At 65.0% G+C, this 15900-nt stretch carries 12 protein-coding genes and 1 pseudogene; 3 read left to right on the forward strand and 10 right to left on the reverse strand.

Annotated elements, in window-relative coordinates:
• Window positions 1-233: 233 nt before the first annotated feature.
• The 6 genes from EXR94_00370 to EXR94_00395 form a co-directional block, all read right to left on the reverse strand.
• Window positions 234-1574: a RagB/SusD family nutrient uptake outer membrane protein gene (locus EXR94_00370; protein ID MSR01185.1), complete on the reverse strand. Its 1341-nt coding sequence runs from the start codon at window positions 1572-1574 to the stop codon at window positions 234-236.
• A 20-nt stretch (window positions 1575-1594) separates the two neighbouring features.
• The gene (locus tag EXR94_00375) at window positions 1595-4726 is read right to left on the reverse strand and encodes a SusC/RagA family TonB-linked outer membrane protein (protein ID MSR01186.1); all 3132 of its coding nucleotides are present in this window, start codon (window positions 4724-4726) and stop codon (window positions 1595-1597) included.
• Window positions 4698-5441 (reverse strand): GntR family transcriptional regulator, encoded by a 744-nt coding sequence (locus EXR94_00380; protein ID MSR01187.1) that lies wholly within the window; start codon window positions 5439-5441, stop codon window positions 4698-4700. Before EXR94_00380 ends, EXR94_00375 begins: the two co-directional genes overlap by 29 nt.
• 11 nt (window positions 5442-5452) lie before the next feature.
• Window positions 5453-5794, reverse strand: a complete 342-nt coding sequence (locus tag EXR94_00385) for an arsenate reductase (GenBank protein MSR01188.1) — start codon at window positions 5792-5794, stop codon at window positions 5453-5455.
• A 66-nt stretch (window positions 5795-5860) separates the two neighbouring features.
• Entirely contained in the window at window positions 5861-7804 is a 1944-nt protein-coding gene (locus EXR94_00390) for an ABC transporter ATP-binding protein (GenBank protein MSR01189.1), read from the reverse strand.
• A 2-nt stretch (window positions 7805-7806) separates the two neighbouring features.
• Entirely contained in the window at window positions 7807-8904 is a 1098-nt protein-coding gene (locus EXR94_00395; GenBank protein MSR01190.1) for a D-TA family PLP-dependent enzyme, read from the reverse strand.
• A 103-nt stretch (window positions 8905-9007) separates the two neighbouring features.
• On the opposite strand from EXR94_00395, the gene EXR94_00400 reads away from it, so the two are divergent.
• From EXR94_00400 to bla, 3 genes are read left to right on the forward strand one after another with little or no spacing between them, the layout of a single operon-like run.
• Window positions 9008-10519 (forward strand): carboxypeptidase, encoded by a 1512-nt coding sequence (locus EXR94_00400; GenBank protein ID MSR01191.1) that lies wholly within the window; start codon window positions 9008-9010, stop codon window positions 10517-10519.
• Between the two features lie 4 nt (window positions 10520-10523).
• Window positions 10524-12239 (forward strand): CocE/NonD family hydrolase, encoded by a 1716-nt coding sequence (locus EXR94_00405; GenBank protein MSR01192.1) that lies wholly within the window; start codon window positions 10524-10526, stop codon window positions 12237-12239.
• Window positions 12240-12265: 26 nt separating this feature from the next.
• Window positions 12266-13246 carry a class A beta-lactamase gene (gene bla, locus EXR94_00410; protein ID MSR01193.1) on the forward strand — a complete coding sequence of 327 codons (981 nt, stop codon included), beginning with the start codon at window positions 12266-12268 and terminating at the stop codon, window positions 13244-13246.
• A gap of 69 nt (window positions 13247-13315) precedes the next feature.
• On the opposite strand, the pseudogene EXR94_00415 reads toward bla, so the two are convergent.
• From EXR94_00415 to EXR94_00430, 4 genes and pseudogenes are all read right to left on the reverse strand, one after another.
• Window positions 13316-13462: pseudogene (locus tag EXR94_00415) on the reverse strand (isocitrate lyase).
• A gap of 109 nt (window positions 13463-13571) precedes the next feature.
• Window positions 13572-14702 (reverse strand): dipeptidase, encoded by a 1131-nt coding sequence (locus tag EXR94_00420; protein MSR01194.1) that lies wholly within the window; start codon window positions 14700-14702, stop codon window positions 13572-13574.
• Between the two features lie 98 nt (window positions 14703-14800).
• Window positions 14801-15010, reverse strand: a complete 210-nt coding sequence (locus EXR94_00425; protein MSR01195.1) for a hypothetical protein — start codon at window positions 15008-15010, stop codon at window positions 14801-14803.
• Window positions 15011-15477: 467 nt separating this feature from the next.
• Window positions 15478-15900 carry a hypothetical protein gene (locus tag EXR94_00430; protein MSR01196.1) on the reverse strand — a complete coding sequence of 141 codons (423 nt, stop codon included), beginning with the start codon at window positions 15898-15900 and terminating at the stop codon, window positions 15478-15480.

Consider the following 15900-nt stretch of genomic DNA (forward strand, 5'->3'; position numbering starts at 1 on the left):
GATCTTTTTCCCAGAACCAGTTGGCAAGCTTGTTGAGTTGGGCTCGAATGGCGCCAAAGAACTTTTCGAGGATCACCGGGGGGCCCCTTTCGTCAAAGGTCGGAACTGACACGTTTGGTAAATGTATCGGGGATCGGGGATCGGGGCTTGGCGCTCGGCCCTCGGCCTGGGGGGACGGAAAAGGGCCCGGTTTCCCAGGCCCTCGGTTACCGCCACCACCCTTAATCCGTCCCTTAGCGGGCCCGGACCAGGTTGGGGTTGTTGTCGCGCTCGACGTCCGGGAGGGGGAGGCACCGGAGGTCGCCGTACTGGCCGCCTTTGTTCCGGATGCTGCCATCCGGATTCGGCGGCATGAAAGGCACGCCGACCGCCGGGCTGAGAGGCAGGTTGAACCGATTGGTATCGTAGAACCGGTGACCTTCGAGGAACAACTCCCGCGACCGTTCCTCGACGATCTGACCGAGGATCTCGGTGGCCACGGTGCTTGCGAAGGCCGGAAGCCCGACCGCCGTGTGAAGGGCATTGATGATCGGCACGGCAGCCGAGGGACCGACCAGATGGTAGTCGGCTTCGGCCACGATCAGTTGCGCCTCCTGGTACTTGGCCAGGGCAATCGGCGCAGCTTGCGAATTGTACTTCTGGGCCAGGTACACGTTCTTGGTCAGGTTGTCCTGTCCAATCGAGCCGGAGGTGACCCGGACCCGCGTATCGGGCGTCCCGTTGAACGTCATGGCCCAATACCGCGGGGCCACGCCGAAGAGCCGGCTCTCGGTGTTCCGGGTGAAGAGCATGTTCCGGGAATACGTGGAGGCACTGTTGAACGGGACGCTATACAGAAACCCGGCCGGCACCAAAGCCGCGTCGGCCCTTGCCTCCGTCAGCTTGCCGGTCACCACTGCCGCGCCGGGAAGCTTGGCGAGATTGAGCCGAGCCCGAGCCCGGCCGACCCGCGCGGCGTTCAGGAGCGAGGTGTTGTTCGCGGTCGTCGCCGAGGCAATGGCGTCGGTGAACTTGGTCTCGGCCAGGGCAAAGACCTGGGCCGGGGTCAGTTCCGGTCCGCCGTCGACCGTCCCCGAGCAGAAGCCTTCGCCCAGCAGGAGGTGCGAATAGCCCGAAAACAGCGACGCCGTTGCCAGCAGCGCCACCCGGCCGGGCACCTCGGCATCGGTGAAGGTGGCCAAATTGGTGGACGCCAAATCGGCCGTGTAGCGGGCAGTCTGCAGGGCCGTGTAGATCCCGAACTGCTGGCCCCCGTCGCAGCCGGCGGTGGCGAAATTTCCGCCAACCTTCAGGATGCTTCGGCGGTCCCAATCCCACCCGGCGGCGGCGAGTTGGGTGTCTTCGAGTTCGTCAGTCAGCAAGCCCCCGCCGGTGACGTACGCCTGGAGCACACAGCCGAACGACGCGCGGGCGCCGTCCACGATGAGCTTGGCGGCTGCTGGGCCTTGGAGGGTTTCTTCGAGCACCCGGCTGGGCGCGGCCTGATCGAGCAACTGGCCGCATCCAACCAGACCCACGGTGAGCCCGGTGGCAGCGGCCCCGCGGTTCAGGAGTCTCATGAAGGAAGTACGCATATAGTCAGGTCCTCGATTGGTCAGAAAGTCAGGTTGAGCGAGATATTGATCGACGCGAGCTGCGGCGTCTGGTCCTGCTCCAGCCGGACGAACTGCTGGGTGACGAAATACGACTCCGGATCGAGCCCGCTGTACCCGGTCCAGGTATGAAGATTCCGGGCCGAGAGCGACACGCTGCCGTCCGCCGCGCGGAACCACTTGGCGATGCCGCGGGGCAGCTGATAGGCCACCGACAACTCGCGGAGTTTGATGAAGTCAGCCTTGCTGGTCACGAAGGACGTGACGGTACCGGCCGTCGCGATCTCGGCGACGACCTTCGGGTCGTACTTGTCCGGATTGAAGTTCTCATCGCACCGGAAAAACACCTGGCAAAGGGCCCGGCGGTTGTTGTCGGTGTGGACGTTGCCGGCCTTGAAATCGGCCAAGCCGTACAGGCGGAACCGGTTCCACAGCGTGACCGTGGCACTCAACGCGCCTTCGGTGGTCGGGTCGTACTGGCCACCGAGCACCAGGGCTCCCGAACTGCAGGCAACGCCCGCACCACCAACGCCGTCATCGCAAAGGACATTGATCGCCCGGCGAGTGGTCGGGTCGTAGGTCGCGGCAATCACCTTCCGGTGGTACCGGGCATTCACCGGATCGCCCAGCGTGGGCTGGCCAGCCCCGAGGGATTTCTTGGCGGTCCCGTCCGGGTTGAGGCCCAGGTCGGTAACCTTGTTCTTGATGTAGGAAAGCGAGAACCGAAGGTCCAGGCTCACGTCCTTCCGCTCGAGCGGACGGCCGTAGGCTTCGACTTCGATCCCTCGGTTTCGCACGGCCCCGATGTTGACGAACTGGGTCCCGGCAAACCCGAGCGAGGGCGCCAGGCTCTGGAGCAAAATCGCGTCCTTGGTGGTCTTGGTGAACGCCGTGATGCCGAAGCCGAGCCGGTCTCCGAGCAGCCCAGCGTCGGCCCCGACTTCGATTTCCGCGGCGCGTTCCGGTTTTAGGTCCGGGTTCCCGACAAACTCCGGAATCGGTGCGGCCGAGCCGTCACCACCGGTGACCGCGCGCCAACTCCGGATGGCCGCGAACGCCACCGGTTGTTGGCCCGACTGGCCATACGCCGCGCGAAGCTTCAGGGTGTTGAGCAAGCCCTCGCCGTTTTCCTTGGCGATGTACGAGCCGCTGATTTTCGGATAGGCGATCAAGTCGAAATTGTCACCGAACGCGCTGTTGTTGTCGACCCGGACGGCGCCGGTCAGATAGAACTTGTCCTTCCAACCGAACTGCTGCTGGAGGTAGACGCCCAGGGTCGCGTTCTCGACGAAGTCCTCGGCGGAAGTCGTGATCGCCGTGGCCAAGACCGTTTCGAGGCCCGGGGCCACGAACTGCGAGCCGTTGGCGGTCAGGTCGTCGGTGCGCCGCTTGAAATACTGGGCGCCGAAGGAGGTGGATGAGTTGATCGCCGAGGTCAACTTGGCCCGCGCCGTGGCGCTGTAGTCGAACGAGGTGTAGTTCACCGTCCGGCGGTTCTTGAACTTGCCGCCAAGGGCGCCGATGCCGGGATTGAACTGGACCCATTCCGGCTTCAAGAAGCGATTGAGTTGCTCGGCGGCCTGGTCGGTTTGGTCGAGCCCGACCGTGAACTTCTGCGACAACCAAGTGGTGGGCCGGTGGTTGATGGTGACACTGGTGGTGAACCGGTTCACCGAGAGGACCGCCTGCCGCGCGCCCCACTGGTACTCCGGCGGCGCGCCGTTGTAGCCCCGCCGCGGGGTGTTGAGCAGGGCCGGGTCGCCGAAGATCGTCGAGAACCAGATCCCGCCCGAGCCGGCCTCAAAGGCCTGGTTGACTTTGCTCTTGACGAAGCCGAAGCTCATGTTGACGTCGTACTTTTCTCCGCCCGCAATCGACACGTTGGCGTTGGTGGACATCCGGCGGAGATAGTTCGTCGGCTCGATCCCGTTGTCGGCGTCGAAGCTCGATCCGAGGTGATACCGGACCGCATCGGTGCCGCCGCTCACGGTCAAGCCATACCCCATCAGGTAGCCGTTCTCGAACAGCGGCCGATCGACCTTTCCGAGGTTGAAGAGCGAATCCTCTTGGCGGACCGGATTCCAGGCCGTGAGAACGCAGGTCGCTGAGGGCACTCCGCAGGCGGCGCCGTTGGCGGTGCTGATCCCGTTGAGCGGCTGAATGATCCGGCCTTCCGGGTTCATGAACCAGTTGGTGCCCTGGCGGATCGACATCCCGATCACCGGCCGCTGGCCCGCTTTCCCTCGCTTGGTGATGATTTGAATGACGCCGTTGGTCGCCTCGGTGCCGTAGAGCGTGGCGGCCGCCGGCCCCTTGATGATTTCAATGCTCTCGATCTGGTCGGGGTCGATGTCGTTGAGCCGGGAACTGATGCCCGACCCGAATCCCTGGACCGAAATGCCCTGCGACACGTCGTTGTTGACCCGGGCCCCGTCGATGTAGATGAGCGGGTTGCCGTTCAAGCTGAAGCTATTGACGCCGCGAATCCGGATCTGGGGTCCGGACCCGACTTGGCCCGTCCCCGGGATTACCACCACACCGGGGGCCCGGCTGTTGATCAGGTTCGAGATGTCGGGCGCCGGCGCAAAGGCCTGCTGGTCGGCCGCATGGACCGTGGACATCGAGTTCCCGAGCGAGCGCTTCTCGATCGCTTCCGGGGTACCGGTCACGACGATCTCGGCGAGGTTGACGGCCTGCTCACTGATCGTAATCCGAATGTCGGTCTTGCCAACGGCCGACATGACCGTGATGGGCCGGTAGCCGATCATACTGACCCGGATCGACACTTCAGTGCCCGAGAGACCGCTCAGCGTGAACCGTCCACGGGCGTCGGTGCGGACGTCCTTGGAGTTCGCCGAAACCCGGGCTCCTTCCAGGGGCCGGCCGGACCGACCTTCGAGCACCACGCCCGAGACTTCTTGGGCGGCGGCCCGACCGGCGGCGAGGGCCACTAGCGTGGCGGCAATTCCAAGGAACCGTTTCCACCTCATACGCTTCTCCAGATTCAGGGACGTTCGCACACCCACGGGCGCGTTTTTCCGGCGCCGTTTGTGTGTACGGTTATGTAATGAATAGAACAATATCCAATGAAGGGATTGGGTGCAACTACCATGACCCCGATTCGCCCCGGGCATCGATGACCAACCGGAGCCGGGCGGCGGCGTTCCGCCAGTTGGTGCGGACCGCGTCCTGGGCGCCCCGCCCCGACCCGGTCGCGATCTCGGCGACGACCGCGGCGTGTTCGACGACCGACGTTGGGATCGCCTCGGTCAAGGCGGTCTGGTAGATCCGGACGTAGCGCTCGATCTGGGGCTTGATGGCCAGGTGGAGGCCGAGGAGCCGGGGGCCGGCACCGGCTTCGACGTAGAGCCAATGGAAGTTGGTGTCGAGCGCAAACAACCGGTCGCCATCGGGCCGGGGCGCCGCGGCGGTCCGGCGATACTCCTCGTTGACCCGGTTGAGATCCGCCACCAAGCTCTGGCGCGGTGTCGGCGCCAATTGGGAGGCGTTTTCCGCGGCCAGACCTTCGATCTCCGCCACCACCTGAAACAATTCAACCGCATCCGCGCTGGTCAGCGGCGCCACGGCGATCCGGCCCTTGAGCCCGGTCGTCCCGCCCCGGACGAAGCCCTCTTGCTGGAGCCGCTGGAGCGCCCCGCGCACTGAAGTCCGGCTCGCCCCGAGCCGGCTGACGACCTGGGCCTCGACCAACCGAGCCCCGGGGGCGAGCCGGCCCCGCACCACCAAGTCGCGGAGCTCTTCGTACACCTCGACCACCCGATCGGGCCGACCGGCACCCGGCGGGCGAGCTTCAACCCGCGGGGCTCGTTTGCGGCTCGTAGGCGTCATGACATCAGGCCTCAGGTCCAGGTTTTCCAGATCGGCTCGGCCGGGCCCACCGTGAGGTGCTGCTGGTACCGGACCAAGGGCAGTTTCAACGCCAGCGGCTCTTCGACCAACTTGTCGAGCCAGGTTTGATCGCCGTAGCGGGCAACGCCCCACCCGAGTTCGGCGAACCGCTTCGAGGTGGTATCAATCAGGGCCGACACCCCGAATTTTTGAGCAAACCGAGTCAGTTCGCCCGGGGAAGGACCCCGGACCCCAAAGTCGACGAAATGGGTCTTGACGCGCCGTTCCGCGAAGAACCGGAGCGCGGTGCGGGTTTCCGCGCTCTTCTTGACGCCGAACACTTGAACCTCCATGGATCGGAATCTACACTATGAAGCGGGTCGCGCCGGTCAACCTCAAGCAAGTCGGTCAGCCGCCGGTCAAGTAGGGGACCCGAACCGTTCCAAGTCGACCGACGACCGCTCCCACTCGGCCATCGCCGCCTCAAGGTCTCGCTTCGCGGCTTCGAGCGACCGGCCGAGTTCCTTGGACTTCCGGGCGCCATCGCCGGACCCGTAGAGCCCCGGATCATCGAGCGCGGCCGTGAGCTTGGCCACCGTCGACTCGGCGGATTGGACCCGCTGCTCGGCGGCGTCCATGGCCCGCTTGGCCGCAGTGGCCGGCTTGGGACCCTTGGGCTTCTCGGTGCCTTTTGCCCGGGCCAGTTTCTCCCGCTCCCGCGTCGCCGCTTTGGCCGCGTTGGTGGATGCCGCGGTCGCCCGGCGCTTGTCCTTTTCCTTCTCCTCCCACTCTTCGAACCCGCCCGCGAAATCCTCGATCACGCCGTCGTTGAGGACCCAAGTCCGGGTCGTGAGTCCCCGAAGGAGGGCTCGATCGTGGCTCACCAGCAAGACGGTGGCGTCGAAAGCATCGATCGCGTCTTCCAAACCCTCGATGGTTTCGACGTCGAGATGGTTGGTGGGCTCGTCGAATACCAGCAGATTCGCTTGGGTCAACATCAGCCGCCCCATGGCCACCCGGGCCAACTCGCCGCCGGAGAGGCTCTCGGGCTTCCGTTTGACCGAATCGCCGGAGAAGCCGACCCGGCCAAGGTGATCTTGGACTTGGCCCCGGTTCCACGTCGGGCGGAGGTCGTGAATCAAATCGAAGAGAGACTTGTCGCGCGGCACATCGGCCAAGTCCTGGCGGTAGTAGCCGACCACGATCGAGTCGCCGATCTTGGCGGCCCCGCGGGTCGGTTCGCGCTGGCCCAGGAGCACTGACAGCAGGGTCGACTTGCCGGTGCCGTTCGGACCCACCAGGCCGATCACGTCGCCCCGTCGGACGGAGGTGGTGAAGTCGTGGAGCAGCGTTCGGTCGCCGATGTCGACGCCAAGCCGGTCGGTGCTCAGGACCTGATCGCCGCCCCGGGACTGGGCCTCGAACCGGACTGCCATGACCGAGGCATCATCGGGCGGCGCGGTGAGCCGCGGCAACCGAGACAGCCGGCGTTCCCGGCCCTTGGCCTGAAGCGCGAGTTGCCCGGCCTTATTCCGGCGGATGTAGTCCTCTTCCTTGGCGACGATCTTGGCCTGCTTATCGAAGGCCCGCTGGGCCGAGAGCCGGGCATGGGCCCGTTGCTCGCCGAAGGTTCGGTAGTTGCCGGTGTAGGCGGTGGCGGTCCGGTTTTCGAGATGGAGGATGTGATCGGCCACCGCGTCGAGGAAGGCTCGATCGTGGCTGATGATGAGCGTCGTCACGCCCGAACTCTTGAGATGGCCTTCCAGCCACTCAATCCCGTGGATGTCCAAGTGGTTGGTCGGCTCGTCGAGCAGCAGCAGGTCGGCTTTAGCCGCAAGTTGGGCGGCAAGGGCAATCCGCCCCCGTTCGCCGCCCGACAACGTCGTGACCAGTTGGTCGCGGGCCGCGACCGGATCAAAGCCCAGCCCGTCCAGAATCGCGTCGACCCGGGCGGTCACCTCATAGCCGCCCTCGTGTTCGAACCGTTCGAGATCGTGTCCGTACTGGTCGAGCAATTCCTGGGACAGGCTATCGCCCGCTTCGCTCATGGCAATGGCATCTTCGGCCAGTTTGACCTCGAGCCGCCGGAGTTCCTTATACGCCCCCGCCGCGGCCTCCCACACGGTGTCGGCGCCTTCGAAGGTGCGGTGCTGATCCAGCACCGCCACCTTGATGCCCTGCGACTTCGTCACCACCCCTTCGGCCGGGGTGAGGTCGCCGGTGATCACTTCAAACAGCGAAGTCTTCCCGATCCCGTTCCGACCGATGATGCCCCACCGCTCGCCGTCCTGCATCTGGAACGAGACGTCTTTCAAAATCGTGGTGTCGGCAAACCGCACCGCGATACCGGCTAAACCCAACATGGTTACGCTTTCGCCATCCGCCCGCGGGCCGCGATCGGCCACACGGTTTCGACCCGGTCGCCCCGGACCCCATGGATGAAATCATTGAGATGGGTCACGATGCAGACGTGATTCGGGATGATCCGGACCAGGTCGCCGACCTTGGGCTTCCAGGTGCTCTGGCTCAAATCGAGAATCCCGTGCTCTTCGGACATGCCTTTGACGGTGACCTCGGGATGATCGACCAATTCCCCGAACCCGACCCCGCTGCCGACCCGGAGCGGCTCGCGGCCTAACGCCTTGGCCCCGGCATCGCAGACCGCCTGGCCGGGCACCGAGGTGCTGATGATGGTGGCCAGGATCGTAAAGGCACAGTCCTCGCGCGCCGCCGCGCCGGTCGAGACGATCTCCCGGTCGTTGTAGATGTAGGTGCCGGGCCGGATTTCCGTGAGGCCATGAATCTCATGGGACTCGAACGCGGTCGGCGTCGACCCCCCGCTCACGATGGCCGGCTTGACCCCCGCCGCGTCGAACGCCGCCAGCCACGTCGTGCTGTCGCTGTTGAGCTTCGCCATCAGTTCCTGCCGCTCGGCCGGGGCCCCCCGGATGTGCCCGGGGTAGAAATTGACCCCGGCAAATTCGAGCGGCGGCAGCGACCGAACCAGCTTCGCGAGCCGGATTCCTTCCTCGATGGTGCTGACCCCGACCCGGTGCATGCCCAAGTCACATTCGATCAGCACCCGCACCGGCCGGTTGGCGGCCCGCGCCGCGGCCGCCAGCCCTTCAATGGCCTCCGCGGAGTCCAGCGCCACCATCAGGCGGACATGCGTTGGCAACGCCATGAGCCGGGCCAGCCGCGCCGAGCCGACCGGCGGATAGGCCACCAACACATCATCGGTCAGGTCGGCCATCACTTCGGCTTCATGGGTCGTGGCACAGGTCAGGCCGACCGCACCACGCCGAATCTGCTCCGACGAGAGCCGGGGCGACTTGTGGGTCTTCACGTGGGGACGAAGACCGAGGCCGTACTGCTTGGCGTAGGCCGCCATCCGATCGAGGTTCCGGTCGAGAACGTCGAGGTCGACGAGGGGAACGGGCGTTTCGAGTTCAGTCAGGCGCATGGGAAACCGGGTTTGGAAGGGCGGTAATCTAGCCGGGGGCGCGGTCCATTGCCCCAGCACTCCGGAGCCGGTACAATCGGGCAGACTCTCACCGGAACATCTGATGAACAAGACGATCCTCGTGCTCGGTTGGCTGGCCGCGGCTCCCCTCGTGGCCCAAGACCGCCCCACGACCCCGGCGACCCCGGCGCCATCCCCTGCCGCCGTGAAATTCCCGATCGATACCGTGACCCGGCGCGACGCCGTGGCCACCATCAAGGGCCAACGGGTTCCCTATCGCGTCACCGCCGGAACCCAGCCGGTGTGGGACGACAAGGGCGCTCCGGTCGCGACGCTCTTCTACACTTACTACGAGCGGACCGATGTCGCCGACAAATCGACCCGGCCCTTCGTGATGTCGTTCAACGGCGGCCCCGGCTCGGCCTCGGTCTGGATGCACATGGCCTACACCGGCCCCAAGCTGCTCCGGATCGACGACGAGGGCTTTCCGGTCCAGCCCTATGGCGTCCAAGACAATCCCCACTCGATCCTCGACGTGGCCGACATCGTCTACATCGATCCGGTCAATACCGGCTTCTCCCGAATCATCGGCGACCAGAAGCGGGAGCAGTTCTTCGGAGTCAACGAGGACATCGCCTACCTCGCTCGCTGGCTCGATGCCTTCGTCGGCCGGCAAGGCCGGTGGACCAGCCCCAAGTACCTGATCGGCGAAAGCTACGGGACCAATCGGGTGTCCGGCCTGGCCCAGCGGCTTCAAGGATCGCACTGGATGTACTTGAACGGCGTCGTGCTGGTTTCGCCGACCCCCCTCGGAGTTGCCCGGGACGGTCCGGTGGGTTCGGCGCTGACCCTGCCCTACTACGCGGCCACGGCGTGGTATCACAAGGCGCTCGCGCCCGACCTCCAGAGCAAGAATCTCGATCAGCTCCTCCCAGAAGTGGAGAAGTTCACGGTGGACGAGTTGGTCCCCGCCTTGACCCGGGCCGGTTCCCTCGACCCCGCGCGCCGGAGCGCCCTGATCAAGCAGGTGGCCCGGTACAGCGGCCTCAAGGAGGACGTGGTCCGGCAGCATTCAATGGCGGTCTCGACGTCGTTCTTCTGGAAGGAACTGCTTCGCGACCGTGGCCTAACGGTGGGGCGGCTCGATTCTCGGTACCGGGGCCTCGACCGCGAGGACTCGGGTGAATCGCCGGATTTCGACCCGGCCCTGACCTCCTGGAACCATGCGTTTGCCCCGGCAATCAACTCCTACCTCCGGGAGCAGCTTGGCTGGAAGACCGATCTCCAGTACTGGCTTTTCGGGCCGGTGCACCCCTGGAACCGCACCGGCGACCAGACCGGCGCCAACTTGCAGGAGGCGATGGGCTCGAACCCTTACCTCCACGTCATGGTGCAGTCGGGCTACTTCGACGGCGGCACCCCCTACTTCGACGCCAAGTACACGATGTGGAACATGGACCCGTCGGGGCGGTTCCAGGACCGGATGACCTTCAAGGGGTATCGATCCGGCCACATGATGTACCTCCGGCAGCAAGACCTCGCGACCTCGAACGAAGACATCCGGGCCTTCATCGCGCGAACGACGACCACGCCCGGCCAGCCGGCCAAGCGATAAGACGATGGTGACTGCCCTGGTGCTCTTACTGCAGGTCGCGGCCCCGAGCCGGATCACGATGGAGTACGATGTCCGGGTCCCGATGCGGGACGGCGTTATGTTGTCGGCCGACGTCTACCGGCCCAGTTCCGCCGAGCGAGTGCCGATCATCCTGGTCCGGACGCCGTATGACAACGCCGGGGCGGGGTTCGTGGCGGCCGGCAAACTCTGGGCTTCGCGCGGCTATGCCTATGTAGTCCAGGACGTTCGCGGTCGCGGCGAGTCGGACGGGACATTTTATCCGCTGGTTAGCGAGGCCCACGATGGCTACGACACGATCGAGTGGCTGGCCCGCCAATCCTGGTCCAGCGGCCGCGTCGGCATGATGGGTGGGTCGTACCTCGGGTGGGTCCAAATGTACGCGGCCATCACCAAGCCGCCCGCCCTCAAGGCCCTGATTCCGAGCGTCACTCCGCCGGACCCCGATCGCAACTTTCCCGTTCAGTTCGGCGCCTATGGCATCACGACGATTTCGTGGCTGGCCGCCATTTCGGGCAAGACGATGCAGGACATTTCCGAACACGATCTTCGAGGCGCCTACGGCCACCTCCCGTTGTACGAGGCCGACCGTCTGTTAGGCCGAACCCTGACCGCGTGGCGTGACTGGCTCGATCACCCGACCCGCGACAGCTATTGGGAGGCCCAGAGTTTCCAGGGAGCGCTCAAGGACGTCGCCATCCCGATGTTTCACATCAGCGGCTGGTACGATGACGTCTTGGTGGGCACCACCGAGAACTACGCGATTACCCGGGGCCAGGCCAACCAGTTCTTGATGATCGGCCCGTGGGGCCACCGGATCAACCAGGGCCGGAAACTCGGCGCCATCGACTTCGGCCCGCGGGCAGTCGTCAATCTCGACAGCCTCAATCACCGGTGGTTCGACCGGTGGCTCAAGGAGATCCCGAACGGCGCCGAGCGGGACGCCAAGGTCCGGGTCTTCATGATGGGCGAGAACCGGTGGCGGGACGAAGCCGAGTGGCCTCTGGCCCGAACCCGGTACGTTCGCTATTACCTCTCGAGCGGCGGGAAGGCCAACTCCAGCCGCGGCGACGGCCGGCTCGACACGATGCCGCCGGGTGACTCACCGCCCGACCGGTATCGGGCCGATCCGATGAATCCCTACCCCTTCGTAACCGACGACGCCTTTTCCCAAGTTGGCGGCCCCGACGATTACCGCGAGGTTCACAAGCGGGCCGACGTCCTGATCTACACCACCGCCCCGCTCGCGGCCCCGATGGAACTCTGCGGTCCGCTCAGTGTAACCCTGGTTGCCGCTTCGTCGGCCAAGGATACCGATTGGGCCACCAAGGTCCTGGCCGTCCGCCCCGATGGGTTCGTGCTCCGGTTGAACGACGGGCTCGTCCGGGCTCGGTTCCGGAACGGGCGCGACCGCGAGGTGTTCCTGGAGCCGGGGGCCATCGAGCAATACCAGATCGACAACTGGTCGACGTGCATCCGGCTCGACCGGGGCTGGCGGGTTCGGCTGGAAATCGCGTCGCATGCGTTCCCGAAATTCGACCGGAACATGCAGACCGGCGGGCCGATCGGCAAAGAAGCGAGCGGGGTTGTCGCGAATCAGACGGTTTACCATGAGGCGGGGCGAGCGTCGTTTTTGGTACTGCCCGTGCTCGGCGCTCGGCGCTCGGCACTCGGCACTCGGCACTCGGCGCTAACGCGGTGAATTCCCTTCAACTTTGGAGTATTGATATGCGTGGTGTTCTTGGTGCCTTGATGCTGGGCGGGTTGGCGGGGCCGGTCGCGGCGCAACGGGCTGAAACCGCCCTCCATAGCGAGATGAACCGGATCGCGCCGCTCTCGGGCGGGGTGCTCGGGATCGCGGCGGTCCATCTCGAGTCGGGGCGGACGTTCTTTCACAACGCCGATGAGGCGTTTCCGCTGGCCAGCACCTATAAGGTGCCGATCGCGGTCCAGGCGTTGACCCTGGTGGAGCAAGGGAAGCTCGATCTCGACCGGATGGTGGCCTGGGATACCACCGATCTGCATATCGGGAGCGAAGCGTTCCTGCTGTTTCGGAAGCCGGGCTTCGCGCTGTCGGTGCGGAACATGCTCGAGACAATGCTGATTTTGTCGGAGAACAACTCCACCGACTGGATGCTTAAACTCTCCGGCGGGGGCTCGGCGGTGACCCAGCGGCTCCGGGACGTGGGCATTACCGACGTCCGGGTGGACCGCCCCACGGCCGAGGTCATCGCGAACCCGTACGGCATCACCGACATCTGGACCGACGGGAAGTTCTCGAGAACCAAATGGGAGTCCCAGATCGGCGCCCTCTCGAAGGCGCGGCGCGACTCAGCCGCCTATTACTACGCGGAGGACCCCCGGGACCACGGCAGCCCCAAGGGCATGGTCACCCTCCTGACCAAGGTATGGAAGGGTGAGGTGCTGAATATGAAGAACACCGCCCTGCTCTTCGATATCATGTATCGCTGCGAAACCGGCGCCGCCCGGATCAAGGGCATGCTTCCCCCGGGCACTCGAGTGGCCCACAAGACCGGCACCTACGCCGGCACGGTCAACGACATCGGCATCATCGACCTGCCCGACGGCACCCACCTCGCCATCGCCGCCTACGTCAAGAAGTCGAGCAAAATCCAAGGCCCCGACCTCGAAGCCACGGTGGCCCAAGCCTCTCGAGCGGTCTACGACTATTTCGTTTTCGGGAACTGAGATCTCGGCACTCGGCACTCGGCACTCGGCCGAGTGCCGAGCGCCGAGTGCCGAGTGCCGAGATCAAAACTATGCGGCCTCGGTCGAGCCCGCGAGCGCGGTGGCTGACGACGAGCCGCCGCTCACGACCTGGGCTACGTCGCCGAAGTAGCCGGTACCCACTTCGCGTTGATGTTTGGTGGCGGTGTAGCCGTTGACCTCGGAGGCGAACTCGGCCCGGTCATCTGATTGCGCTGATCGGCACACCAGACGGGGACGGTGATCCGCCAGTCGCCGGGGGTCGTGTTGGGATGGCCGTTTAGCATGCCGATCGCCGTAACGGCTTTTAGACCCAAATCCCCGAAAGCACCCGCCGGAAGTTGCCCCCCAAGATCCCGAGAATCTGGTCGTCGGTGTATTTCCGGCGGATCAACCCGTCCGTCAGATCGTACATCCGCTTCGGATGGGCCACTTCGTCGATATCGATCTTGTCGCGGAAGGCATAGTCGGACTTGTAGCCGGCCTTGAGGCGTTTGTAGTCCTCCGGCGGCATATCGTCGTACCCATCGAGGTCAATGTCGCTCCCGATCCCGACATGTTCGACGCCAATCATCTTCGCGACATAGTCGAAGTGATTGAGCAGGTCTTCGATGGTGGTCGGCTCGCTGCCCTTCACGAAATTGCGGACCCCGGTAATCCCCATCACGCTTTCCGCCTTGCCCACGGCCTTGATGACGGAATCCGGCTTGCAGCGCGGGTGGCCTGGGTTGAGCGCCCGGGCATTCGAATGGGTCACCAGGACCGGCTTCTTCGACACCTCGAACGCGTCGAGCGAGGTCTGATCGCCACAGTGCGAGACATCGACAGCCATCCCGACCGTGTTCATCCGGTCGACGATGGACAACCCAAAATCGCTGAGCCCCTCGTCGCGGCGCTCGGTCGAGCCGTTGCCGATCAGGTTCCGGGTATTGTAGGTGAGTTGGGAGACCCGCTGCCCCATGGCGTAGAAGGTGTCGACGTCCGCCGGCCGGCGGAAATGCTCCGAGTTCTGCACGCCGAGCATGACCCCGAGCTTCCCGGACGCCTTGACGGAAGCAAAGTCGGCCGCCGAGTCGATCCGGGTGAAGTACCGGTCGTTGCCGGCCAGGAACCCGTTCCAGTTGGCGATGAATTGGTAGGTGCTGTCATAGGCATTGGCCCCGCCGGTCCCGACGGCGGTGTGGAACACATTGATGCCGGACGAACGAAACCGCTCGAAGTCCGCCTGGGCAAACAGCTCGGGCTTCGCGTTCCACTTGCCCATCAACGGAAAATTGAGGGTCAGGGGGCTCAGCATGTCGATGACGAGGGCCCGTTCCATCACACTGAGACAGCGGGCGGTGTACTCGGTTCCGCTGCCCCGAAACAGCGTGAAGCGGCCCCGGTTGATCAGCGGAACCGCGAAGGCGGCGGCGAGAAAGCGGCGGCGAGTCGTCATGGCAAGCTCGGTGTTGAAGGGGAGGATGGCCCAAATAGCATTCGGGGCCCCGTTGGAGACCCCGAATGATGGCGAACCGCCCGGACCTTCCGCAACGTCTAGTTTGGCGCGTGAACCCCGGGGGGCCCGTAATTCCGGTAGGAGCCGATCCCCGGCCCCGACAGATCGAGGCCGGTATTGTTGATCTTCGCGATGTACTGCCGGATCGACCCCGGGAACGGCGTCGTCCGGGCGCCCCGGCCAAACGGATCGGTGTACCAGGTGGTCGGGCCGTCGGAGTTGTTGAGGTCGAACGAGTTCATGTCCATGACCCGCCGAACCCCGTTGAAGGGCGACCGGGGATCAGTTTGAATAATCCCGGCGATGGTGCCGGTGCCGGGACCGCCGTCCGCGCCGTCTGCCCGAAACTCGGACGGGCGCCGATGAGCACGGCAAAACCAATCACGACAGTGAGACCCTTCATTCGATCCTCGCTTGGTCGGCGGCAAGGCCGCACCGGGATGCAGCACTACGACGTACGGAACCCAGTTGCCCCGATCAAAAGGCAGCTTGCATGCCGCCCCGGAAGGAGGCGTTTGCGACAGTGAACACCGTCATCTAAGGAAGGATTCTCCGTCGCCGTGCAGCGCCTTGCGCGAAATCGTCGATCGGATGGCCAAATCAGAGACCGGAGGGAAGAACTTGCATTGCGGTTCGCGAACCGGCTGCCTGCACCGGCCCGCACTTCGTTCGGCCTACCCCGCGGGCGCTAGATGTCCCGCGCGGCCGACAACCCTTACCGGGGGCGGAGTTCCATCTGAACGTACGAGGTGTCGGTGGCCAACCGGCCCAAGACCAACTTGACCGGAATGCCCGAGGTGTCGCGCCCCGCCAACCCGCTCCCGATCGGAGCCGTCACCGAGATCACCGCCGACCCGATCTGGGGCGTGAATCCGTTCACCAGAAAAACGAGGAGGAATCGTCCGTCGTCGGCGCCGAGGACCGACGCCGAACTGATGAACTGAGCGCTCCCGCCGGTCGAGCCGGTCAAGAGTTGCACCGCGACGATCGGACCGCCGACCCCGGTCCCGTCGGGGCGGACCACCCGCCCCGCGATCGCCGCGATGGTTTCCTTGCTCGGATCCGTTGGCGGAACCGTCAAGCAGGACCCGGTGCCGATCAGCAGTCCGACCGCGGCCACCTTGATTCCTGTTCGCAT

Source organism: Gemmatimonadota bacterium (genome assembly GCA_009692115.1).
Classification (GTDB): domain Bacteria; phylum Gemmatimonadota; class Gemmatimonadetes; order Gemmatimonadales; family GWC2-71-9; genus SHZU01.